Raw genomic sequence first — 24,154 nt, 5'->3', positions numbered from 1 at the left:
AACACTTTTTAAGGAGTAGATAAGCCTGCGCTGTCTTCCCAGCGCAGCGACACGACCTTGTAGCCGTTGTCACGGATTGCCTTTAACATCGCCGGCAGCGCCTCGCCCGTTGGCCCGTTCGCGTCATGCATCAGGATGATGCCGCCGCCGGCCTGTTTGAGGCGGTCCAGCAGCCGCGCCACCATGGAATCGACGCGCATGTCATTGGGCGCCCAGTCATCAATGCCCAGGTCGACCGATGCCACCGTCACACCACGATCCTTGAGTGCAGCCAGGATAGGCGGCGTCTCTTCCAGGTATGGAAAGCGGTATGCCGCAGGTTCATGGCCGAAAACGCGTGCAAAAGCCTGCGTCCCCTTTTCAAGATCCGCCAGTTGCTCGGCGCCGGTCATCGATTTCAGCGACGGGTGGGCAAAGCTGTGCAGCGCCACGGCATGGCCGGCACGCTCGACGCGCAAACCCAGTTCCGGGTACTTCGACAGGTTGGCGCCGGTCATGAAAAAGGTCGCCTGGGTACACTGCTGCGCAAGCGCCTGCAATACCCTGTCGGTTGCCCCAGGCACCGGGCCGTCGTCGAAGGTCAGGACCACTTCGCCCTTCTGCAAAGGCAAGGGACCGTACTGGGCCGTCCCGTAGCGCGCATGTTCGCGCTTGAGCGTCAGGACGCGCGCAGTGCCCAGGGCATCCGGTGCGCAGGCGGACGCCGTCCCGGCGGCGGCCCACAGCAGCAGGACGGCCCGAAGTGCGGCGCGCATCATTGGAGCTCCATTTCAAAGGCGTTGGCGGGGATATCGTCAGCGCTGAACAGGTTGACGAAAGGCGCATCAGCCCAGGCGTAGCGCACCTTGTTCACGGCAGCGGTCGCGGCGTCCTTCAGCCGCACCGTGTCGCCCTCTGCCGTCGCCTGCACATACCGGCACGCCGCCGGCCCGCACACTTCAAAGCCGATTGCGGTGTCGGAGGAGTATGTCCTCAAGCCGCCATTGGTGTTGACGAAGCGGACCAGGATGTCGGCTCCGCTGCGGCTGGCCCACACCGCCTCCGGTCCGCCTGGCGACACCTTCTCGCCATAGGCAACGGCCCGAGCGGCCCGCGCCAGGCGCTCCCCGACGATCTTCTTCTGCGCCGGGTGAATATCGGAGCGGTCGCCATAATCGAACGTGACCGCCAGCCCTGCGTGATGGTCGTTCCGTACCACCACCGATTGCGCTTCACGCAGCTCGGCCCACGCAGAATTGCCCGGCCTGGTTGACACCGATCCGAACGCAGTCAGCTGGGCGACCAGGAATGGCAACTCCGGCTGGGAAAACGTCCGGCGCCAGTCCTCAAACAGCAGCGGCAGCAAAGTGCGGTACTCCTGGGCTGCTCCAGCGTTCGCCTCGCCCTGGTACCACGCCACCAGCTTGAACCTGTAGCCTTGCAGCGGTGCGATCATGCCGTTGTACAGGGTTGTCAGGCTGGTCGGCGGCTCCCACGGCGTTGGCGGCTGCGATGCGTTCACGTGGGAGCCAAGCTGGTACTTCCAGCGCACAGGCAGCAGAATCCGTGCGCCGTCCGCCGTGCGCAGCACGCGCTGGTCCGGCGGGCTGACCAGGCCACCGCCATTATCGTCGTCCAATACCCGTACCGCGATGACGTTCTTGCCGGGTTTGAGCACGCCCTTCGGCACGGCGTATTCGCGCCCCGCCCACCAGTTGGTCAATCCGCCGACCCGCACGCCGTTGACCCAGGTCGTGTCGGCCGTGGCGATCTGCCCAAGCAGCAGCTGCGTGACTGCGCCGGCCTGCCGCGCATCCAGTTCGACCGTGGTGCGGAACCAGGCCACGCCGCGATGCTTGCTGATCGCGTCGATGCCGGACTCGCTCCAGCGCCGCCCCACTTCCATGGCCGGCCAACGGCTGTCGTCAAAGCCGGGCCGGGACCACGCGCGCTGTGCTCGCGCGGCCGGATCTGCCTTGTCCCACCACGCCTCCTGGCGCTGCTCCTCGGCCTTCATTCCCGCCGCCACATCGGTTCCGTAAGCGGCGACCACATCGAGCGCCTGGCGGTATGCGGGCAACTTGCCCATCGACGGGCCACTGATCCAGCTCTGGATCGAACTGCCGCCCCAACTGGCGTTGACGAAGCCCACCGGCACGCTGTACTGGCGCTGCAGCGCGCGCGCCATGTAATAACATACCGCGGAGGCCTGGCCGGTGCTTTGCGGTCCCGCCACCTGCCACTTCGGGGCTTCACTGAAATCGTCGACGCGGACGGCGGAACTGTGGCGCACGATATTGGCGAAGCGAATGTTCGGATTGGCGGAGTACGCAATGTCCATCGGCGCATTGGTGGCATTGGCCACCGCCAGTTCCATGTTCGACTGGCCGCCGCACAGGAAGACATCGCCGATCATGATGTCGTCCAGGGTGCTGCCGCCGCCGTTCGAGCTCACGCTCAGCGTATGGGGGCCGCCGGCTTCCATGCCCGGCATTTCGGCGCGCCATTTGCCGGCGCTGTCCGCGCTGGCTTGCACCGCCTGGCTGCCCAGCCGTACCGTCAGCACGGCCCCGGGGTCGGCTTTACCCCACACCGTAACCGGTTGGCCGCGCTGCAGGACCGCGTGGTCGCTGAATATCCCGGCAAAAGCCGGCGCCGCTGCCTCCGCAAGCGCTGGAGCGCCTGCTGCGAGCGCCATCGCACCTATGCTTGCAAGCAGCTTGAAGCTGGGAGCTTTCATCAGGCACCCACGCGCAGGAATACCGACGCATGCGGAGCCAAGGCCTGGCGGATACGCCCCCGCACCTGCCCGAGATCGGCGCGCCGCCACAGGTCGCGCACTGCGACGCTCTTGCCGCCGAGGTCCAGGCGGGACAGGTCGAAGTCAATCTCCACCGGGGCATCTTCCGTATTGAACAGGGCCAGGTACCAAGCGCGGTCGGAGCCATTCGGCCGGGCGGTCCAGATGCGGGTGCCGGCGTCGGCGCGATGCGGGCGATTGTCGCGGCTCTTCTGGTTCACGGCAAGCACTTCCGGGTTGGTCAGCAAGGCCAGCGTCGGCGCGTCCAGGTGCCGCAGGTCGCCGCCCATGATGAGCGGTGAGCGCGCGATACTCCAGAGTGTCATCAGCGTCTGCTGCTCGTCCGGGGTGAACTTCGTGTCGCGCGTATTCATCGCCAGCCGGCCGAGGGGCAGCATGTCCGCATCGGGCCAGGAATTTTCCGCCATGGTCGGGTTCCAGTTTTCAAGGCGCTGGAACTGCTCTTTCAGCAGCTTCCATTCATCCCAGAAGTCGTCCGAAATGCGCCACATCTGCGCGTAGTGCGGAACGTGGGCGGCCCAGCGCAGGTCCATCTCGCCGGGCGACAGGCTGAGCGTGATGGCGCGTCCGGAAGCCTGGATGGCCTTGTGCGCGGCTTCGACTTCGGGCCAGTTGCGGTCATAGGGCCGCGACATGTCGTCCATCTTCACGAAATCCACGCCCCACGAGGCGTACAGCTTGAAGATCGAGTCATAGTATTCCTGCGCGCCAGGCTTGCTCATGTCGATACCGTACATGTCGCCATTCCATTCGCAGACAGCCTTGGTGTCGGCGATATCCTGCGCATGCCAGCGCGTGCCGAGGATCGGGGTGTTCCTGCGCACGGCCTGGCGCGGGATGCCGCGCATGACGTGGATGCCGAATTTGAGCCCCATGCGGTGCATCTGGTCGGCCAGGGCCTTGAAGCCCCTGCCCTGCGCCGCCGACGGGAAGCGATTGGGAGCAGGCAGCAGGCGCCCGTATTCGTCCATGGTCAGCTCGGCGTCCTTGCGGTATTCATAGCTGTTGGCGTTCGGTTCATACCACTGGATATCGACCGTGAAGATGTCGTAGCCCGACGGCAGCAGTTTCTGCACCATGATGCGAGCGTTTTCCAGGGCCTGGGCTTCGGTGATGGTGGTGGCAAAAGAGTTCCAGCTGTTCCAGCCCATCGGCGGCGTCGGCGCCAGCGGTTTGCGGCGCACGGCCTGGGGAACAGCCGCGAACCCCACGGCGGGAAGTGCAGCCGAAGCTGCTGCGGCAACGGAAGTGGCCAACAGTGTGCGGCGGGACAGGTCAATCATGGGTAATAGGCTCCAGCGTCACCAGTACCACGTCATTGCTGCGCATCGGTACCTTGAAATTGAAAGAACCTGACTTGCCGACCGTGACCACTCGGTCTGTCTCGGGCGCGTCTTTGGTCAGGGTGTTAAGTTGTTCGAGCTGCGCCGCTGTCAGCTTGTCGGGCGCGCCCATTTCCAGGTAGGCGGTATAGGCATCGTTGGCCTTGAAGCCGGTACGGCGCACCTGCAGGCGGTACTTGCCAGACTGCGCATGGCGGAACTGCACCTCGGCGGGTTCCGATGGCTTGGCCGGCTGCACGCGGCTGTAGAAGGAGCGGTTGCTCAAGTCCTGCTTCGGCTGCTGGAAGTCCCAGACAACGGCGCGCATCGCCTTGCCGTCGGTGGCCGCCATCACCTGGCCATCCTTGACCGGAATCTCCTTGCCGCTCAAGGCATGCAGGTATTTGTACGAGAAGTACGGCGCCTTGCGCACGCCTTGTGGATTCATCAGGCCGAAGCCCCCGTCGAAGGGCTTGTTCTGCGGCCCCGGTTCCTCGAACAGGTCGGTGTAGGTCCAGTAGCTCATGCCCTGCACCAGGCCCTTGGTTCCTTTCAGCTTGCTCAGGATGTAGGCGGCGCCGATGTAGGAATCATGCACCTTGTCGCGCGGGTTGTAGCTGGTGCTCCATTCGGTGAAATACAGCGGCAGCTGCGGATACTTCGACCCGGCGATCTGCCCGCGCACGCGGCGCACGTCGCCGATGATGGCGTCGGGCGACGGCGACAGCTTGGTATCCTCCACGCCCTTCTCGTCCAGGAAGCCGCTGTCCACGCCATAGGTGTGCGTGGTCACGAAATCGACTGCCGCGCCGCTCTTCGAAACATGGTCGAGGAACTCGGGCACCCAGGCCGCCCCTGCGGTGGAAGGGCCGCCCACACGCAGGGCCGGATCGATCGCCTTGATCGCCTTTGCGGTCACGTCGTACAGCTCGAAGTATGCTTTCTGGTCGGCGTGCTCCCAGAAGCCGTCCAGGTTCGGCTCATTCCACACTTCGAAGAACCAGCTGCGCACTTCCGCTTCGCCGTAGCGCTGCTGGCAATGCTTGACGAACGCCGTCACCAGGTCGCGCCAGCCTTTCAGCTCGGGATGCGAGGTATTGCCTTCCCAGTAGAAGATCTTCGCGTTCGATGTGGCCAGCGCCTTGGGCGTGAACCCCAGTTCGACGAAAGGCTTGATCTTGCGGGCCAACAGGTCGTCGTACAGCTTGTCGATGCCGCTCCAGTCGTAGACCAGCTTTCCATTCTCCTTTTTCACGGTCTGCAGCACGTCGTGGAAGATGGCATGGAAGCGGATGTAGCGGAAGCCGGTTTCGTCCACCAGGGTCTTCAGCTGCGCCATGCTGTCGTCGCGCCGCAGCGTGCCCGGGTAATCGGAACCGACCGACAGGTCGAAGAAGCGGTCAAGCGGCTGCTCCGCCCTCGCCGCATCGAGCACCACCTTGCGCGGCGCCGCGCTGGCAGCGGTGGTGACAAAGCAGGCCGCGCCCAGTGCTGCGAGACCTATACGTTGCAGGTGATTCATCCTTCCATGCTCCTCATTTCGACTGATAGACCGGGCGATGCTAGCACTGCAAAATCGTCGCGGGAACAGCTGGCACGCCTCTTGCGGTAAATCATTCAGCGGCTCGGTGATTTTCATAATTGCAGCGCCTCGGGCAGTCTGCAAAGATGGCCTGGTTTATCACAACGTAGGATAAAAAGACCATGCGATCCTGGATCATGGCCATGTTCTTCGTGGCCGCAAACGGCGCGTTCGCGCAAACCAGCGTCATTCCAGTCTGGCCGGAAGGCGTCCCCAACGCGCGCGCGCAGGCCGGCCCCGAGAAGGTCGACGGCGAACGCATCAGCAACGTCAGCCAGCCTACGCTGGCCGTCTACCCAGCCGCCTTCGACCGACCTTCAGGCACCGCCGTTATCATCTGCCCCGGCGGCGGCTACCAGTTCCTGTCCAATACGCGCGAAGGGCAGCAGTATGCCCAGTGGCTGTCCAGCCTTGGCATCACCGCTTTCGTCCTGAAGTACCGCCTGGCCGACTACGGCCACCCCGCCCCCTTGCAGGACGTGCTGCGCGCGATCCGCCTGGTGCGCTCGCAGGCGGCGAAGTACGGCATCGCACCGGACCGCATCGGCGTGATGGGCAGTTCGGCCGGCGGCCACCTCGCCGCCAGCGCTTCCACCCTGTTCAACCACCCTACCGGCCGTGCCGGCGGCCCACTCGATGCCGTCAGCGCCCGTCCCGATTTCGCCATCCTGATGTACCCCGTGATCACGATGGAAGCCCCGGCTGTCCACGCCGGCTCGCGCGACGCCCTGCTGGGCTCCAAGCCATCCGCAGCCATGGTCCAGCTCACGTCGGTGGAAAAACAGGTCAGCGCCGCGACCCCGCCGACCCTGCTGATCCACTCGCAGGATGACGGCCTGGTCCCGGCCGACAACAGCATCCTGTACTTCCAGGCCCTGACGCGCGCCAAGGTGCCGGCCGAGATGTTCATCTTCGAACACGGCGGCCACGGCATGGCCATGCGCACCGGGAACGGGACTGCCACCAACTGGACGCGCCGCGCCGAAGAATGGCTGCGCGACCGGAAACTGATTCCATAACATCGACAACACAGGAGCATCAATGAACGTGCATTACAAGCGCCGGACCATGGCGGCCGCAGTTTCCGCCGCCGCACTCGGCGCCGCCGGCATGGCCGCCGCAGCGCCGATCACCACCCTCGACCGCAATGGCGCCTGGGTCTCGGTAGAAGCCTACGGGCCGAACGTCGTCCATATCACCATCGCCGCCGACAAGGCCGAGGCGCTGAAAGGTCCCGGCTTCGGCATCCTGCCCAGGAATGCGGACAATGCAGCCTTTCGCCATACCAGCGGCAAGGACGGCGACAGCTTCGCCTCCCCGGCGCTGAACCTGCGCGTCGCCCCGGCGCCGCCGCCGCGCGTCCCGTCCCAGTCGGAAAAATATTTCGCGCCGCAACTGGCGCCGGTGGCGCTGCAGGTCCGCAACGCAAAGGGCGAGCTGGTGCTCGACATGACAGGCTGGGAGCTGTCGCCGCAAACCGTCAACACCGAAAAGACCTACCAGGCCGGCGCCAGCTTCAGCGCCCCGGCCGACGAGCATTACTACGGCATGGGCCAGAACCAGGAGTCGACCGGCCCGCTCGACCTGCGCGGACGCGTCCTCGACTGCAAGCACTGGTATGACGCCCCTGCCGGCGAAACCGTGTGCGTGCCGTTCATGGTCTCGTCCAAGGGCTACGGCATCGTCTGGGACAACCCCTCGGCCACCCGCTTCGTCGCCGGCGTCAACGGCCGCACCTCCTTCCAGTCCAACGTTGGCGAACGTGTCAGCTTCTTCGTCATCACCGGCAGCACGCCGGAGGAAATCTATTCCGGCTACGCCCGTGTTACCGGCAAGACCCCGATCCCGCCCAAGGCGGCTTTCGGCCTGATCCAGTCCAAGGCCCGCTACGACAGCCAGCAGGAAGTACTGCGCGTGGCGAATACCTACCGCCAGAAGAAGTACCCGCTCGACATCATGGTGGTCGACTGGTTCTACTGGACCCGCATGGGCCAGCTCGACATCGACCCGGCGCAGTACCCGGCCCCTGCCGCCATGAACAAGGAGTTGCACGACCTGGGCATGCAGTCCATCGTCTCGGTGTGGCCGCGCTTCGAATCCTCAGGCCGCTACTTCAATGAACTCGATGCCAAGGGTTACTTCCTGAAGGACAAGGACGGCAAGACCGTCGACGGCCTACCCTTCCGCTCCGACCGCACTGGCGCCCTGATCGACGCCACCAACCCGGCCGCGCGCCAGTGGTTCTGGGAGCGCGTGCGCGACAACATCCTGTCGCAAGGCTTCGACTACCCATGGCTGGACGAGACCGAACCGGACCTGGTGCCGGATGGCTTCTTCTACTCGATCGGCAGCGGCGACCGCTATCGCAATCTGTTCCCGCTGCTGCACGTGGAAGGCGTACAGCAAGGCATGCGCGCCTGGCAGCCCAACAAGCGCGCCATGATCCTGTCGCGCGCGGCCTACCTCGGCTCGCAGCGCACCGGCGCCCTGTTCTGGTCTTCCGACGTCCACCCTTCGTGGGAAGCGCTGGCGCGCCAGGTGCCAACGGGCCTGAACATGACCGCCTCAGGCATCGCTTACTGGGGCAACGATATCGGCGGCTGGCAATGGCTGCCGCAATCGACCAAGGCCACCAGGGCGCCGCTGGTCGATCCGCGCGGCGCCGAGGCGACCATCGGCCAGAACCACGACTATCCGGAACTGCTCACCCGCTGGTTCCAGTACGGCACCTTCCTGCCCACGCTGCGCCTGCACGGCGACCGCAAGCACGCGGAAATCTGGGAGTTCGGCCAGCAGGCAGAGACCATCATGGCGCGCTACGACCGCCTGCGCTACCAGTTGATCCCCTACATCTACAGCCAGGCCAAAGCCACCTGGGACAACGGCGCGCCGTTCATGCGCCCTTTGTGGATGGACTTTCCAAGCGACCCGCAGGTGGCCAATCTCGGCACCCAGTACATGTTCGGTCCCGCCTTCCTGGTCGCCCCGGTGACCGAGCAGGGGCAGACCGAAAAAGACGTCTACCTGCCGGCCGGCAGCGACTGGTACAACTTCTGGACCAACGAGAAGGTGGCCGGCGGGCGCTGGGTGCGCGTCGCCGCGCCGATCGACCAGATCCCGGTCTTTGTGCGCGCCGGTTCCATCGTGCCGCTGGGCGCCGAGATCCAGTCCACCGCCAGCAAGCAGGCGATCGCCGAAATCCGGGTGTACCCCGGCAAGGATGGCCAGTTCGCCCTGTATGACGACGATGGCGTCTCGTACGACTACGAAAAAGGCAAGGGCATGCTGTCCAGGCTGACATGGAACGACGCCGCCGGCCGCCTGGGCGTCAGCGGCGACGGCGAGCTGTCGCGCAAGGCGCCAGGCATCACCAAAGTGGTGGGCAAGTGAGCCGGGGCCGCCGCAGCCTGCTCAAGCTGGCCCTGGCCGGGGCCGGCGCGGCAACCGCGCCCCTGGGCGGCGCGGCTCCGTGCGGCCGCCCAGGCCCGGCCCTGCAGCCCGCCTACGGCACCGAAGGCCAGCGCAAGGCGGACCTTGGCAACGGCATGTTCATCAACCCGATCGTGCCCGGCGACCACCCCGATCCCACCATCCTGAAGGACGGCGACGATTACTACATGACGTTTTCGTCCTTCTACTCCTACCCCGGCGCCGTGATCTGGCATTCGCGCGACCTGGTCAACTGGGCGCCCGTCTGCGCCGCCCTGACCAGGCCGATCGGCTCGGTGTGGGCAATGGACCTGGTCAAGCATGGCGGCCGCTACTTCCTGTACATCCCGGCCGACGACAGGATCTTCGTGATCCATGCCGACAATATCCGCGGCCCCTGGAGCGCCCCCGTCGACCTCAGGCTCCAAGGCTGCATCGACCCCGGCCACGCGGTCGGCGAAGACGGCAAGCGCTACCTGTTCTTCAACGGCGTGCGCCGGATTGCACTGGCGGACGACGGCCTGTCCACCGTCGGCGCGCTGGAACACGTCTACCATCCCTGGCGCTATCCGGAAGACTGGGTGGTGGAGATGTTCGCTCCCGAGGGTCCCAAGCTGTTCCGGCGCGGCGAATGGTTTTACCTGGTGGCCGCGGTCGGCGGCACTTCCGGCCCGCCCACCAGCCATATGGTCACGGTGGCGCGCTCGCGCTCCATTCACGGCCCCTGGCAGGACTGCCCCGGCACCCCCATCGTCCGCACCCGCAGCGCCGACGAGCCCTGGTGGTCGCGCGGCCATGCCAGCATTGTCGAAGGACCGGGCGGCGACTGGTGGATGATTTACCACGCCTACGAAAACGGCTTCCGCACGCTGGGCCGGCAAACCATCCTCGAACCCATTGAATGGACCAGCGACGGCTGGTTCCGTGCGCGTGGCGGCACGCTGGACAAGCCCTTGCGCAAGCCGAAGGGCGGCCGCGCCTCGCCAGCCGGCCAGGCGCTGTCCGACGACTTTTCCAGCAACAGGTTCGGCGTCCAGTGGAGCTTCTTCGCGCCCGGCCCCGAGGAAATGCGGCGCGCCCGGTACGACGGCAAGGGGCTGGTCATCAAGGGCAAGGGCAGTTCGCCGGCCGATTGCTCGCCCCTCACCTGCATCGTCGGCGACCGCGATTACGAAGTGTCGGTGGTGCTCGATATTGCGGAAGGCGGGCAAGGCGGCCTGCTGCTGTACTACAGCCAGCGCGGCTACTGCGGCATCGGCTTCAGCCCCACCGAGATGTTCACCCACCACTACAGCGAAGAGCAACGCTGGATGCGGCAGAAAATCGCGGCGCGGACCATCCACATCCGGCTGGCGAACCGCGCCAATATCATCACCTTCCACTACTCCAGCGACGGCGTGGCCTGGACCCGGCATCCATGGCAAATGGAAGTGTCGGGCTTCCACCACAATGTGTTCGGCGGCTTCATGAGTCTCAAGGTCGGCATTTACAGCGCCGGCGCCGGCGAAGTCAGGGCGCGGCAGTTCACCTACCGCGGCCTGAAACCGGCCTAGGCCTGCAGCGTGAGCCGGTAGACCGTGGTCTGCCGGTAGACCTGCCCTGGCGACACGATCACGTGCGGCCAGGCCGCGCTGGCAAGCTCGGGACGGGCTTGCGCCTCGACGCTGAAACCGCCCTGGTGGCCGGCGCGGAACTGCACGGCAGCCTCGGTGGTCTGGACCTGCAGGCAGCGCCCCGATCCCGGATCGACGATGCGGGCCACGGTGCGCAGCGGCCCCTGGCCGCCGGCAAAATGGCTGCGCACGAACAGGCTATGGTTGAAACCGCCCCGCCCGCAGATCTGGCTGTCGGGCCAGCGCAGACGCGCCCCGATCGGGGCCGGCTGGCGGAAGTCGAACGCCGTCCCGGCCACCGCCGCCACGCCGGAAGGCATGCCGTCCGCGTCCACCTCCACGTAGTAGTCGGCATCGATCTGCACCATATGGTCGCCGACATCGGCGATGCCGCCGTTCAGGTTGAAGGTCGGACAGGCTGCCAGGTCGAGCGGCGTGGGCGCCATGGCCACCACTTCATGCTCCACGCTCAGGCAGCCGTCATCGTCCAGCCGGTATTTCGCCAGTTGGGCCACCGCGCCGCCGCCTCCCGTGCGCAACAGCGTCACGCCGCCGTCGGCGTGGCGTCCCTGCCACAGCACCGGGTTGGCAGCGCCCTTGGGCGCCAGCAGCACGTCGGCCATCCGGCCATAGCGGTCTGGCGCCCGCCAGGACCACAAGGCGGCATCGCGTTCGGTAATCGTCGCCACCATGTCGCTGGCGTTCCTGAGTGTAAACAAGCGGTATTCGTCCGCCTCGGGCGCGGTGCCTGAAAAACGTTTGGTCATCATTAAAAGATCGGGCTTCCTGTGCACACCATTGGCACCATGCCATTCTGCAATCCGGCGCATGGCGATTCAATTACTAAAATCACCAAGCCATCGAACGATTCTGGCCAAGAGCGCTGCAAGGGGGTTTCCGGCGCCGCGGAATCGGCAATAATGCCAGCGCAGCCTCGGGGAGACGGGCAAGATCCGCCGTCCTATGTCAAATTTGATATAGCTGAACGCAAAAGTGTTATTGGAAATGGCAAGGCCCCTTCGCCTACGATCTTCCGATACCGATTCCAAAAACAGGCCGGTGCGCCGCCCACGCGCGCCAGGCCAGAGACAACCTACTTTGTGAGCACCGCATGAGTACCTTTTCAACCGTAGACTTGATCGTCTTCCTGATTTACTTCATTGCCGTTGCCGGCTACGGCATCTGGATCTACCGCCGCAAGCAAAACAGTTCCGGCCAGGCTTCGCATGACTACTTCCTGGCGGAAGGCTCGCTGACCTGGTGGGCGATCGGCGCTTCGCTGATTGCCTCCAACATCTCGGCCGAGCAGTTCATCGGCATGAGCGGCTCCGGCTACAAGATCGGCATGGCCATCGCGGTCTACGAGCTGATGGCGGCCGCCACCCTGGTGATCGTGGCCGTGTTCTTCATGCCGGTGTACCTGAAAAACCGCATCTACACCATGCCGCAGTTCCTCGAACAGCGCTACGGCAAGGCGGTCGCCACCACCATGGCCCTGTTCTGGCTTGGCCTGTACGTGGTGGTCAACCTGACCTCCATCCTCTACCTCGGCGCCCTGGCGATCTCCAGCCTGTCCGGCATCGCCCTGCTGCCCTGCATGCTGTTCCTCGCCGTATTCGCCGCCATCATCACCCTGGGCGGCATGAAGGTGATCGGCTACACCGACGTGGTGCAGGTGGCCTGCCTGGTGGTCGGCGGCCTGGTGACCACCTGGCTGGCGCTCGACCTGGTGGCGGCACTGGGCGGCAAGCAAGGCGCCATGGCGGGCTTCTCCGACCTGTTCGTGCGGGCCGGCGAGCACTTCAACATGGTGCTCAAGCGCGATGACCCGAACTACATGGACCTGCCGGGCCTGTCCGTGCTGCTGGGCGGCATGTGGATCGTCAACCTGAACTACTGGGGCTGCAACCAGTACATCACCCAGCGCGCCCTGGGCGCCGACCTGCCGACGGCCCGCAAAGGCCTGCTGTTTGCCGCCTTCCTCAAGCTGCTGATGCCGGTGATCGTGGTGCTGCCAGGTATTGCCGCTTATGCGCTGGACAAGTCCGGCGCCCTGGGCGACGCCATGCGCCAGGGCGGCGAGCTGAATCCGGACCGCGCCTATCCTGTGCTGCTTAACCTGCTGCCGCCCGGCCTGAAAGGCGTGGCGTTTGCCGCCCTGACCGCCGCTGTCGTGGCTTCGCTGGCCGGCAAGGCAAACAGCATCGCCACCATCTTCACCCTGGATATCTACAACAAGACCTTCAACAAGCAGGCCACCGAGCAGCGCATGGTGTGGATCGGCCGCGTCAGCGTGGTGGTGGCCATGGCCCTGGCCGTGCTGATCGCCCCGCTGCTGGGCATCGACAAGAAAGGCGGCTTCCAGTACATCCAGGAATACACCGGTTTCGTCTCGCCTGGCATCCTGGCCATGTTCCTGATGGGCTTCTTCTGGAAGAAAACCACCTCCGGTGCGGCGATGTTTGCCACCCTGGGCGGCCTGGTGGGCTCGATCATCCTCAAGTTCCTGCCGGAGATGATGAACCTGTCCTTCCTGGTGCCGATCGGCTTTGCCAAGGCCAACGCAGCCGGCATTCCTGAAATCCCGTTCCTGGACCGCATGTTCATCGTGTTCTGGTTCGTGATCGCCGGCATGGTGGTGATCAGCAAGATGGCCGAAGCCAAGCGCGATGGCGCGCACCAGCACCACCTGCATGTCGATACGTCCCTGTTCCGCGTTGACGGTGCATTCACGCTCGGCTCCGCCGTCATCTGCGTGGCACTGGCAACCATCTACGGCGCCTGGTGGTAACACCGGCTCCGGGGTGCGCACCCCTTGGGTGCGCACCCCTTGGGTGCACACCCTGGGTCTCGGCCTATTGGCAGTCACGGCACCAGCAGCGCGCGAATTTCCGGCTTCCGGTAATTTTCCAGGGTCACCATGACCCCGTCGATGAGAATGGTGCGCGGCTCCATGGGGGTTTTATTCACCGCAGCCAGCGCCGCCTTGAGCCCCATATATCCCATCCGGCGCGGGTCCTGGACCACCAGGCCGTGGATTTCCTGCTGCTCCAGGCCATCCAGCAGGAAGGTGGTCGAGTCAAAGCCTACGAACTTCTTCTTGCCGGCCAGGCCCGCCTGGCGCAACGCACGCAGCATGCCGTCGCTCGACGATTCGTTCACGGCAAAGATGCCGTCCACCGCCGGAAAGCGCTGCAACAGCTGCCCTGCTTCGTGGAACACCTTGCCGCGGCTGGCGCCGACATATTCGTCCGCGACAATCCTGACCTTCGGCGCATGCTTCCTCAGATACTCCACAAAACCATCGGCGCGCTGGTCGGTCGACGCGCTGCCGGCGACCGTTCGCAATATCAGTACCTCGCCTTGCGCGTCAAGCAATGCCGCCAGGCGCTGCGCAGCCAGTGCGCCGGCCGCGTGATTGTCGGTCGCGATGAAATTCTGGTAGTCGCGGCCATCGAGCGCCGAATCGACCACAATCACCTTGATTCCCATGGCTGCCGCCCGCCTGACCGGCTCCACCAGCCGAACACGATCGGTCGGCGCCAGGACGATCGCATCGACCGTCGGCGAGGTGTACATCTGCAGCAGCTTGATCTGCACATCGACCTGGTCGTTGTAGGCTGGCCCGCGCCAGGTCAACGCAACCTTGACGCCGTCCGCCTCGCGGATGGCCCGGTCCACGCCGTCCCGCATGAAGGTCCAGAATTCCTGGTCGCGCGACTTGGGAATGAACACGACGTTGACTTCCGCGCCAGCCGCCCAGGCGCCTTCGGCCAGGCAAGCGGCCGCAACCGCCATCCCAAGCACAAGCGACAAGCACCGTCTCCGCATTGGCAATCCCATACATCCTGCCGTTCACGTTGCGTACTCTTGAAGTCTATACATTGGCGGGCGCCATAGCCAGCCGTCGAGCGAGCAAACAGACCGTTTCCCCGGTCGCTCATGTATTTACGGCAATACAAATTTCAATGATATAAGGACACCGTAAGTTTCGTCCCGAAAATGAAGATAGAGACAGGTCCGTCCATAAAAACCACAACCGATAGCGCGGCATAGCCATGAACAATCCCCTCCCGCTTCACCGCATCGGCGCACCCGCCGTGGCAACCCTTGCAGGCGTTGCCGCCGCCATGGCCTGCTTTTGGGCGGCCGGCGCCGCACTGGCGCCCCTCCCCCTGGCCAGCCTGGCGGCATTGGGCAGTGCCGGCGCCAGCGTGCTGCTGCTGCGCAACGGCAGCACGCAGCAGAATGCGCTGGCAGGAAAGGTGGCGGGCGAAATCGACACCATCATGATCGGTGCAGCAGAGACCTCCTACTTCGTCGATTCGATCAGGAAGCGGATTTCCGGAGACGTCGAGTCGACCAACCAGATCGCCGCCCGGTCCGCGTCCAGCGCCAGCGAAATGGAGGAAATCGCAGCCAACGCCGAGCGGGCATCCGAGGTCGCCACCATGGTGCGGCGCGAGAGCGTGGCCGGGCGCGGCGCGGTGGACCAGGGGTTGCAACAGATCAGCGATGCGCGCGGCAACGCGCAGGCTGCCTCGCAATTGATGGATGCCCTGCAGGAAAAATCGCGCAGCATCCACGGCATCACGGCGGTGATCACCGAAATCGCGACGCGCACCAACCTGCTGGCGCTCAATGCGGCCATCGAAGCGGCGCGCGCCGGCGAGCATGGCCGCGGCTTCGCGGTGGTAGCCGGCGAAGTGCGCCAGCTGGCCCAGCGCACGGCCGAAGCCACGGCCGACATCGGCCACAAGGTGACCGCGATCCTGGTGGAGGCCGAGCGGGCCTCGTCCGGCATGGCCTCGCTCACAGGCAAGGTCGCCCAAGCAGCGGTGGAAGTGGAACGCGTGCACGCCAGCTTCAGCACGATCGAACGCTGCGCCGCCGAATCGCACGGCGAAATCCACAAGATCGCGCTGGCCTCGCGCGAGCATGCCGCATCGACGCGCCACATTGCCGAGGCCATCGGCCAGATCCGCGACGGCATGCTGGGCATGCAGGCCGAGTTGCCGCGCGCGGCCAGCTCCGCGCAGGCCTTGGCCGAACGCGCCGAGTCCTTGTTCGAAGCCACCACGGAAAGCAACGCCGCCACCGCGCATGACGCGATCCGCGCCGTCGCGCAGCAAGCTGCCAGGGATGTCGGCAACCTGTTCGAAAAAGCCATCGCCAGCGGCGAGATCAGCGAGGCTGCGCTGTTCGACCGCCGCTACGTTCCAATCCCGGATACCAACCCGCCCAAGCACCATAGCGCCTTCGACAAGTTCACCGACCGCGTCTTGCCCGCTTTGCAGGAGGCGGTATTAAAGGCCATGCCGCAGCTGGCCTTTGCCGGCGCGGTCGACAACAACGGCTACTTCCCGACCCACAACAGGAAGTTTTCGCAGCCCCTGACCGGCGACTACGCCACCGACCTTGTCAACAACCGCACCAAGCGCATCTTCAACGACCGCACCGGATCGCGCTGCGGGGCCAACACCAAGCCTTACCTGCTGCAGACCTACAAGCGCGACACCGGCGAGGTGATGCACGACTTGTCCGCCCCGATCTACGTCAACGGCAGGCATTGGGGCGGGTTCCGCATCGGCTACCGTTCGGCGTCCGGCCACTAGGGCCTGACCCTTTGGGCCGGCCCCCTGCCTGGCAGCTTAGTTGGTGTACAACACGCCGCGGCCGTTGCCGGATGCGTAGACGCGCCCGTAAGTGTTCCAGTCGCCCGCCATGTGGAAGATGCCGGCATACTGGTGCGCGTCGTCGTTGAAGCGCGACCAGGTGGCGCCGGCGTCGTCGGAGCGGTACACGCCCCACACGCCATTGATCACGCCCACCACGTAGACCGCGGCCGAATACGACGCACCGGGAGCCGCCTTGCCCAGGGTTACCACGGTGGCGCCCTGCACGTCGGGCCATTGGTTGCTGCCCCAGATCGAAGAGAAGGCGGTCAGCTTGGTCCAGCTGGCGCCCGCGTCGAGCGAGTGGTACACCGTATTGCCGTCGGCCAGCCAGACATCGCCTTCCGCGTTCGGGTTCACTGCCATCGACGTATTGTTGAAGGACGTCAGCATTGGGCTGGCCGCCTTGAACGCGGCGCGTTCGGTGAACGTCTTGCCGCCGTCGCTTGAATACCAGAAGTGCGCGCTATCCGACCACTGGTTCCACCAGGCGCCGCCCGAATCATAGGCGTAGACCTTGTTCGGGTTCTTGCGATCGGCCTTCAGCAGGTAGCTGCGCGGGACCCCGACTGCGGGTTTCGCCGGCAGGTTGGTCGCAGTCCAGCTTGCGCCGTTATTGGTAGTGTAGGAAGGTACTGTGTCGTTGGGCGCCCAGACCACGTTGTTGCGCGTGGTGACGGCGAGGTTGGACGAACTGTCGGTACCGGTCGTAGCGCCGGCAGGCAAGGTTGCAAACTTCGCCCAGGTATTGCCGCCGTCGCCGGACCAGTGGCCAACGCCGACGTGGTTGTTCGCATTGTCGACACCGTTCGCTGCGATGTATTGCGGATCGGACCAGGCCATGTCGGCCGAGTTGCCATTGCTCCACCAGTTCATGGGCCCCTTGGTCGGCCGCGCCGCCAGGTCGGTATTGATCCAGGTGCCGATATCGCCCGCGCTGTTGATGAACTTATAGGACGCGCCGGCCGGCGGCGTGACGAGGGCCAGGGTCGCGGTCTCCTCCAGGTTATTGTCCTTGGCGCTCCAGCTTGGCGTTGCCGAGGAAGCGTTGGTGGTTTCCCAGATGCCGCCACCGTGCACGTGCATGATGTGGTCGCGGTTGGCAGGGTCGATCACGGTGGTATCGTTCCAGCCCGAGTAGCCGTTGCCGGTGGAGCCCAGATGCGGCATGTTTGCCTCGATTTCGCGCCAGGTGCTGCCGCCGTTGTCGGACAGCTGGGTGACCTGGCCGGGATTGTCGCCCCAGGTGCCGGTCACACCCAGCACAATACGGGCGTTCGGCCCCGTGCCATGGACCGAGACGCCGCTATAGCCGCCTGTGGTGCTGCTGCTGAGCAGGGTCCAGTTCTCGTTGAAGACCACGCCGCCAAACCGGTAAAGGTAGCCCGGCCCGCCGGGGCCTTCGCCGGCGTTCTTGTTGAACACCATATAGTAGTTGCCGTCGGCGGCGCGCACCACGTGCGGGATGTGGTAGCCGGCCACCGGGGCCGGGACCGGGACCGGCGTCCACGAGAAGCCGCCGTTGACGGACTTGTACAGGACCGAGGTCAGGCCCGCCGCGTTGGCATAATCGGGCGCGATGGCGGCGTACATGATCCAGGTCGTCTCGCCGCCGCCCACTTTCGAGTTGTCGAACGTCAGGTGCTCGACCCCGATCGGCGGGTTGCTGCCGCTGATCGTGGTGGACGACAGCCCCGTGACCTGGGCCCATGTCCGGCCCGCGTCCCTGCTCTGCCACAGTCCCGCAGTGCGGGTGCCGTAGAACAGAATCGATGGATTGGTCGGATCGACTTTCAGGCGCTCGCCCATCGCCCGGCCGGTATCGTTGCCGCCCACCATGAACGGCAGGCTGACCCAGGTCCAGCTGTTGCCGCGGTCACTGGAAATGTACAGGCGGCCATTGGCGCCCTGCCTGGTGGTGTCGCCGGTGGCAATGTAGATGCGCTGGTCGTTGCTCGGGTCGAGGGCCAGGCTCTCCACGCAATGGAAGCGGCTGTCGCCGCCGCCGAACCCGATGCCGTCGGTCAGCGGTATCCAGCGCGAATCGCTGGCGTTCCAGCGGTAGATGCCGCCAACGTCGGTGCGGGCGTACAGCAGGCTTGAGTTGACCGGATGGTAGACCAGGCCGGTGACGTAGCCGCCGCCGGCCCATTTGACGCTGGTCCAGCTGGCGGCAGCCAGGCCGGCTGCCGAGACCTGGCTGGTGGCCGCGGTGCTGACCGCAGGCGTCCCGCTTTCCTGACTGCCGCCGCAGCCGGCCAGCAGCGTCGCCAACAAGGCCGGCAGCGCGAGCCCGGCGTAATACTTCTTGCAATGCACTTTCATTGTCTGCTCCTCCAAGAAATGGATTTGTGGTTGAATGTGGCCGATAGCGGCCAACCCAGACTACTGAGAGCAGTTTTTTTCGAATAGAAGTTTCGTGTCGAGCGCTTGTGTTCTGCTGAAATTTGAAGAAGTCGGCGTGCCAGTGTTATTCCGGGCGGGCGGCGGCAGCTGCCAGCCGCCGGCCCGGCTCCTTCAGTTACTGTAGATCAGGCCACGCCCGGTGCCGCTGACGTAGATCCGGCCGTAGATGTTCTGGTCGGCCGCCATCACGCCGATGCCGCCGAACTGGTGCGCGTCATCGTTAAAGCGTTTCCAGCTGGCGCCGCCGTCGTCGGAGCGGTACACGCCCCATACGCCGCCGACCACGCCGACCACGTATACCGCCGCCGAATATCTGGCGCCGCTCGCTGCCTTGCCCAGCGCAACCAGGGTGGCGCCTTGTGCACCCGCTGCGGGCGTGAAGGCCGCCAGCTTGGTCCAGGTGGCCCCGGAATCCAGCGAGTGGTACAGGGCACTGCCGTCCGCCAGCCAGATATCGCCCTCTGCGTTGGGGTTCACCGCCAACGACGTTGCCCCCCAGCTGTTAGGACCAAGCTTGGCATCCACCGAGCCCTGGCTCAGCGTGAAGCTGTGGCCACCGTCGGTCGAGACGTAGACCTTGCCCGCCGTGCCCCAGGTTGCGCCGCCCGAATCGTAGGCATAGACCTTGTTCGGGTTTTTGCGGTCCGCAGCCAGGTGGTAGCCGCGGTTCCAGCCTGGCGCCACATTGGGCAGCGGCGGCAGGTTGGTCGCATTCCAGCTTGCGCCGTTATCCGTGGTGTAGGACGGCACCGAATTGGCCGGTGACACGACCGCCTTGTTGCGCACGGTGACCGCGACGCTCGCTTCGCTGCTGGTGTTCTGCGCGGCGCCAGCGGGCAGGCTCGCAAACCTGGACCAGGTCTTGCCGCCATCGCCCGACCAGAAGCCGGCAGCCGTGCTGGTCGAATTGACCACGCCGATGCCGGCGATGTACAGCGGATCGGCCCACGCCATGTCGGCCGCGTTGCCGTTGCTCCAGCCCAGGCCAGGATTGAGCGTTGGCGTGGCCGCGAGGTTCGTGTCGACCCAGGTGCCGACGTCGCCTGCACTGTTGATCAGGATGTACGGCGCGCCGGCCGGCGGTGTCGCGAGCGACAGCGTGGCGGTCTCCTCGATTCCGCCAATGACGCCTTGCCAGCTTGGCGTGGACGACGATGCATTCCTGGTCTCGACGATGCCGCCGCCGTGCACGTGCAGGATGTGGTCGCGGTTGGCCGGGTCGATCTCGACGTCGTCGACCCAGCCCGATGCGACTTCGCCCGGCATGGTCGCTTCGATTTCGCGCCAGTTCTTGCCCGCGTCGTCCGACAGCTGGACGATCTGCTGGCCGTTCCAGTTGCCCCAGGAGTTGGTCACGCCCAGTGCGATGCGGGTCGTGGCGCCGCTGCCCTGGACGGACACGCCGCCCAGGCCGAAGTTGGTGCCGGTTTGCGGATCGACGCTCTTGAGCAGGGTCCAGTTGGAGCCGTCGAATTTGTACAGGCGCCCGGGACCGCCCGCGCCCGGGCCCGTATCCTTGGTGAACACCACGTAGAACATGCCGTCATCGGCGCGCACCATGTGGGGGATGTGGTAGCCGGATACCGGCGTTGCCACCGGCGTCCACGTTGCGCCGCCATTGGTGGATTTGTACATGTTCGAACCCAGGCCCGCCACGCTGGCATAGTCCGGAGCGATGGCGGTGTAGATGGTCTGGGTCGCCGTGCCGGTGCCCTTGGTCCCGGTATCGTAGACCACCAGTTCAACACCCATTCCGCCGCCGGCTGCGCTGATCTGGTCGGCGGTCATTTTGACCGGCGACAGCGAGGTGACCTGCGCCCATGTCTTGCCGGAATCGACACTCGTCCACAGGCCGGCCGTGCGCGAGCCGAAGAACAGCGTGGACGGCTTGTTCGGATCAACCATCAGGCGTTCGCCCATGGCCCGGCCGGGATTGTTGCCGCCCAGCGGGAATGGCAGGTCGACATGGGTCCAGGTGGCGCCGCGGTCGCTGGAGATGTACAGGCGGCCGTTGCCTTCAAACGTGTACATGCCGGTGGCCATGTAGACCAGCTGGTCGTTGTTCGGATCGAGGGCGATGCTTTCAATGCCATGGAAGCGGCTCTCGGTCGCGCCGAAGCCCAGGCCGTCGGTGATCGGGGTCCAGGACGACGTAGCCTGGTTCCAGCGATAGGCGCCGCCGATGTCGGTCCTGGCGTACAGCAGGTTGGCAGTCGTCGGGTGGAAGACCAGGCCGGTGACGTAGCCGCCACCGCCGAACTTGACGCTCGACCAGGTGGTTGCGCCAGTGGCCGGCGCTTCCGGCGGATTCACCGGAGGATCTGCCGGCGGGTTCACTGGTGGATTCACCGGCGGGTTCGCCGGCGGCTGCTGTGCCGGTGCCGTGGTTTGCGGCGCGGACGCGGGCGCCGTCCCTGCCGATCCGCCGCCGCCACACGCGGCCAGCAGGCTAGCTGCAATTGCAGTCAATGCAAAGATATTCTTCTGTTTCATGTCTATCTCAAAAAATGGACTTCCTGAAAAAAGGGCCCGAAGGCCCTTGGCTTACTGCGGCTCCACCGCGAGCGCCCTGTCGCGGTAAGCCCTCGGCGTACAGCCAAGTTCGCGCTTGAACACCAGATGCATGTACTGGGTCGACGTGAAGCCGCACTCCAGCGCCACATCGGCAATACTGCGTTCGCCGCATTCCAGCCCGGCCTTGGCGGCATCGAGCTTGAACTGCAGGATCACGTCATGCACGCTGCAGCCCAGCTCCTGCCGGAAATAGGCTTCCAGCGAGGAACGCGAGACGCCGACATACTCGGCCACCTGGTGCGTCTTGATGCCCTGGCAGGCGTATTGGCGGATGAAATGCCGCGCCCGGGCGACATGGGGGTGCCGCACCGCCTGGTGCTGGCTGGATGCGAACACATTGATTCCGGCCGGCGGCATCAGGATGCGGGTATTGGACAGGCGCACGCCGTGCAGCATTTGGTCCAGCAGGTGGGCGGCCGTGCGGCCCATTTCCTGCGCGCCCTGGATCACGGAACTGAGCGGGATGCGGGTCAGCATGCGCACCAGCGGGTCGTTGTCGATGCCGATGATGGCCACCTGCTCCGGCACCGCAATGCCGGCGATGACGCAGGCCTGCAGCAGCTGGCGCGCACGCGCGTCCGTCACGGCAATGATGCCGACCGGCTTCGGCAGGCTGCGCAGCCAGGCGATCTGCCCCTCCACCGACTCGTCCCACGCCGAGGCGCTGGTCTCGCAGCCGCGGAAGATTTCGGGCTCCATGCTATCGGCTTGCAACAGGCTGCGGAACGCAGTCTCGCGCTCCTGTGCCCAGCGGTTTTCCCTGGCCTTGGGCAGGCTGAACAACGCAAAACGGTGCAGGCCGACGTCGATCAGGTGGTCGCGCGCCAATTTGATCAGCTTGAAGTTATCGGTCGCCACGTAGGGAATGCCGCGCGGGTACTCCGCCTCGTCGGCGTAGGAGCCGCCGACCGCCACCACCGGCACGTTGCAGCGCGACAGTGCGGCCGCCACTGCCGGATCGTCGAAGTCGGCAATAATGCCATCGCCCTGCCAATTCTCAATGCCGGCCAGGCGCAGGCGGAAATCTTCTTCCAGAAATAAATCCCAGGCCGCCCGCGTGCTGCCAAGATATGCGGCGACCCCGGAAATAACCTCGCGGTCAAAACTCTTGTTAGCGTTGAATAACAGGGCAATACGGTGCGCTTTTGAAGTATTCATAAACCGGCTCACCAGGCAGTATTCAAAATGCCAGCCGGCGTTTCGAAATCGAACCGAATTGCACGCGCCTGCAGCATTGCGCTGCAGGCAATAATGCCAAACATGGTTTTCATCATTTTGTCTCCGTCTTGCCGGGGTGGCGCGATACGCCCCCTGGTCTGGGTCACTTCAAAATTTGCCGCAGCGCAGTGGCTAGCGGAAGCTAAGCTACCATGGGCACTAGGATAGGGAGAGAGCGCTACCGCACGGTAGCGCGAGGCGGGAAATTTCTAGCAAAATGCAGAAATTGCGATTAGTTCTGCTGGGAGTGCAAGTGGATCAGCCGGCTTCGCTACCGGAAATCTCGGCCGGGACCGGCTCGGCGGGGGAATCCTGCTGGGTCGCGAGGGAACGGAAGGATTTGGGCGTGCAGCCGTATTCTTCCTTGAACAGCTTATTAAAATAGGAAACGTTTGAATATCCCACCGAATAGGCAATTTCAGCGATGGCGGCGCCGCTTTTCTCCGCCAATAACCTTGCCGCTTCCGTCAGCCGCAGTTTATTCAGGTAACTCGTAAATGTCATGCCGAGCTCTGTTTTTAAAACTTCGTTGACCTTGTTTCGATTGGTTCCGGTGGCAGAAACCACCGATTCCAGGTCGATTTCAGTATCGGTGTAATTGGTGGCGATATAACGCAGCACCGTTGCCTTTTCCTTATCTTTATATGGCTCCAGGGTTAATTGGCGATAAGCGACCAGGGGCAGGTCTTTTTTCATCCTCGAATTCAGGCTGGCGGTCAGCGCTCGCGCGTGGGCGCGGAAGAAGGCCCAGGCAAATGCCACCCAGCTCGCCAGCAGGAGCAGCACCAGCGCCGCGATGTAGCGATAGTCGCGGCCATTGAGCATCAGTTCGCTGACCTCCAGGTAGGAGTCGAGATTCAGCGGGCTTTGGCTGCTGGACCCGAACACGAACTTCGAAACCTTGCTCAGGTCGTAACCCTGGTGCGACAGGTCCAGCTTGACCTGGTAGAACCACCAATCGGGGATGGCCAGCCTGGTCAGGTCCAGCGAGACCGGGACGCCGCGTTCATTGCACGAAAAATAAGTGACGGGAGAGCGGTAAGTCAGGTAATCCCCGACCTTGGAAATCTTGGGATCGAAGGTCGAAATGCCGAACACCATGGAATTCGCCGGCTTGCACTTGGCAAGAAAAGTGACGTCGGAGTACTTGGACCAGTCGACCAGGGCCGGCCGGCTTTTCGCATCGTGCATCGCCATGCCGGCGGAAGCGAAGGGGTATTTGCCGACTTCGGTCAGCTTGAACTCGACGCGCAATTGCTGGCGCTGGCGGTCGGGAATACGAACGGTCGACGTGCCGCCAATTTCCACATCCGAATTCGTTATGTAGTGCCAGCCTGCCCCGGGCCTGGACGTTGCCAGCAGCGGGACGGACAAGTAGCTCTTGTAGATCATGAAAATGGCCAGCAATGCGTCCGCAATGACCAGGCCGATCAGCGCCAGAAGCGCTTTTTTGAAAAACTGTTGCATTGTCTAAGGATGGTTGAACTGTCTCTCTGCAACACCTCTTGCCGGGCTTGCTCGTTGCATCATAACAG

The 24,154-nt window shown here is 64.6% G+C and carries 15 protein-coding genes; 5 read left to right on the top strand and 10 right to left on the bottom strand.

What is annotated here, in order from left to right:
• Nucleotides 1–8: 8 nt before the first annotated feature.
• Genes ACN9MW_RS14105 through ACN9MW_RS14090 form a run of 4 tightly spaced genes read right to left on the bottom strand, consistent with a single transcriptional unit; the run spans nucleotide 9 to nucleotide 5,644 of the window.
• Nucleotides 9–758 (bottom strand): polysaccharide deacetylase family protein, encoded by a 750-nt coding sequence (locus tag ACN9MW_RS14105; RefSeq protein WP_426171586.1) that lies wholly within the window; start codon nucleotides 756–758, stop codon nucleotides 9–11.
• Nucleotides 755–2,719 (bottom strand): sialate O-acetylesterase, encoded by a 1,965-nt coding sequence (locus tag ACN9MW_RS14100; RefSeq protein WP_426171585.1) that lies wholly within the window; start codon nucleotides 2,717–2,719, stop codon nucleotides 755–757. The genes ACN9MW_RS14105 and ACN9MW_RS14100 overlap by 4 nt, the downstream gene beginning before the upstream one ends.
• Nucleotides 2,719–4,083, bottom strand: a complete 1,365-nt coding sequence (locus ACN9MW_RS14095; RefSeq protein ID WP_426171584.1) for a glycoside hydrolase family 27 protein — start codon at nucleotides 4,081–4,083, stop codon at nucleotides 2,719–2,721. Before ACN9MW_RS14095 ends, ACN9MW_RS14100 begins: the two co-directional genes overlap by 1 nt.
• On the bottom strand, nucleotides 4,076–5,644 hold the full coding sequence (locus ACN9MW_RS14090) for a GH39 family glycosyl hydrolase (RefSeq protein ID WP_426171583.1): 1,569 nt from the start codon (nucleotides 5,642–5,644) through the stop codon (nucleotides 4,076–4,078). Before ACN9MW_RS14090 ends, ACN9MW_RS14095 begins: the two co-directional genes overlap by 8 nt.
• Before the next feature lie 182 nt (nucleotides 5,645–5,826).
• On the opposite strand from ACN9MW_RS14090, the gene ACN9MW_RS14085 reads away from it, so the two are divergent.
• Genes ACN9MW_RS14085 through ACN9MW_RS14075 form a run of 3 tightly spaced genes read left to right on the top strand, consistent with a single transcriptional unit; the run spans nucleotide 5,827 to nucleotide 10,686 of the window.
• Nucleotides 5,827–6,723, top strand: coding sequence for an alpha/beta hydrolase (locus ACN9MW_RS14085; RefSeq protein ID WP_426171582.1), 897 nt, complete (start codon nucleotides 5,827–5,829; stop codon nucleotides 6,721–6,723).
• Between the two features lie 22 nt (nucleotides 6,724–6,745).
• Nucleotides 6,746–9,094: a TIM-barrel domain-containing protein gene (locus ACN9MW_RS14080; RefSeq protein WP_426171581.1), complete on the top strand. Its 2,349-nt coding sequence runs from the start codon at nucleotides 6,746–6,748 to the stop codon at nucleotides 9,092–9,094.
• Nucleotides 9,091–10,686, top strand: a complete 1,596-nt coding sequence (locus ACN9MW_RS14075; protein ID WP_426171580.1) for a family 43 glycosylhydrolase — start codon at nucleotides 9,091–9,093, stop codon at nucleotides 10,684–10,686. Before ACN9MW_RS14080 ends, ACN9MW_RS14075 begins: the two co-directional genes overlap by 4 nt.
• Here ACN9MW_RS14075 and ACN9MW_RS14070 read toward each other — a convergent pair.
• The gene (locus ACN9MW_RS14070) at nucleotides 10,683–11,516 is read right to left on the bottom strand and encodes a galactose-1-epimerase (RefSeq protein WP_426171579.1); all 834 of its coding nucleotides are present in this window, start codon (nucleotides 11,514–11,516) and stop codon (nucleotides 10,683–10,685) included. The two genes, ACN9MW_RS14075 and ACN9MW_RS14070, sit on opposite strands and share 4 nt — an antisense overlap.
• 341 nt (nucleotides 11,517–11,857) lie before the next feature.
• On the opposite strand from ACN9MW_RS14070, the gene ACN9MW_RS14065 reads away from it, so the two are divergent.
• Complete coding sequence (locus ACN9MW_RS14065; RefSeq protein ID WP_426171578.1) at nucleotides 11,858–13,537, top strand: sodium:solute symporter family transporter; 1,680 nt, start codon at nucleotides 11,858–11,860, stop codon at nucleotides 13,535–13,537.
• Between the two features lie 74 nt (nucleotides 13,538–13,611).
• On the opposite strand, the gene ACN9MW_RS14060 is transcribed toward ACN9MW_RS14065, so the two are convergent.
• Nucleotides 13,612–14,553 carry a substrate-binding domain-containing protein gene (locus ACN9MW_RS14060; protein WP_426172197.1) on the bottom strand — a complete coding sequence of 314 codons (942 nt, stop codon included), beginning with the start codon at nucleotides 14,551–14,553 and terminating at the stop codon, nucleotides 13,612–13,614.
• A gap of 251 nt (nucleotides 14,554–14,804) precedes the next feature.
• Between ACN9MW_RS14060 and ACN9MW_RS14055 the strand changes: the two genes are divergently transcribed.
• Entirely contained in the window at nucleotides 14,805–16,361 is a 1,557-nt protein-coding gene (locus ACN9MW_RS14055; protein WP_426171577.1) for a methyl-accepting chemotaxis protein, read from the top strand.
• A gap of 36 nt (nucleotides 16,362–16,397) precedes the next feature.
• Here the strand turns inward: ACN9MW_RS14055 and ACN9MW_RS14050 are convergent, their stop codons facing one another.
• From ACN9MW_RS14050 to ACN9MW_RS14035, 4 genes are all read right to left on the bottom strand, one after another.
• Entirely contained in the window at nucleotides 16,398–18,746 is a 2,349-nt protein-coding gene (locus tag ACN9MW_RS14050) for a dockerin (RefSeq protein WP_426171575.1), read from the bottom strand.
• Nucleotides 18,747–18,938: 192 nt separating this feature from the next.
• A complete protein-coding gene (locus ACN9MW_RS14045; RefSeq protein WP_426171574.1) occupies nucleotides 18,939–21,320 on the bottom strand; it encodes a VPS10 domain-containing protein in 2,382 nt (793 codons plus the stop codon).
• A gap of 51 nt (nucleotides 21,321–21,371) precedes the next feature.
• Nucleotides 21,372–22,559 (bottom strand): XylR family transcriptional regulator, encoded by a 1,188-nt coding sequence (locus ACN9MW_RS14040; RefSeq protein WP_426171572.1) that lies wholly within the window; start codon nucleotides 22,557–22,559, stop codon nucleotides 21,372–21,374.
• Between the two features lie 318 nt (nucleotides 22,560–22,877).
• The gene (locus ACN9MW_RS14035; protein ID WP_426171570.1) at nucleotides 22,878–24,086 is read right to left on the bottom strand and encodes a helix-turn-helix domain-containing protein; all 1,209 of its coding nucleotides are present in this window, start codon (nucleotides 24,084–24,086) and stop codon (nucleotides 22,878–22,880) included.
• Nucleotides 24,087–24,154 lie beyond the last annotated feature (68 nt).

Origin of the sequence: Pseudoduganella sp. R-34 (genome assembly GCF_049904655.1) — a bacterium.
In the GTDB taxonomy this organism is placed as follows: Bacteria; Pseudomonadota; Gammaproteobacteria; order Burkholderiales; family Burkholderiaceae_D; genus Rugamonas.
This window is presented reverse-complemented; position numbering and strand designations above follow the sequence as displayed.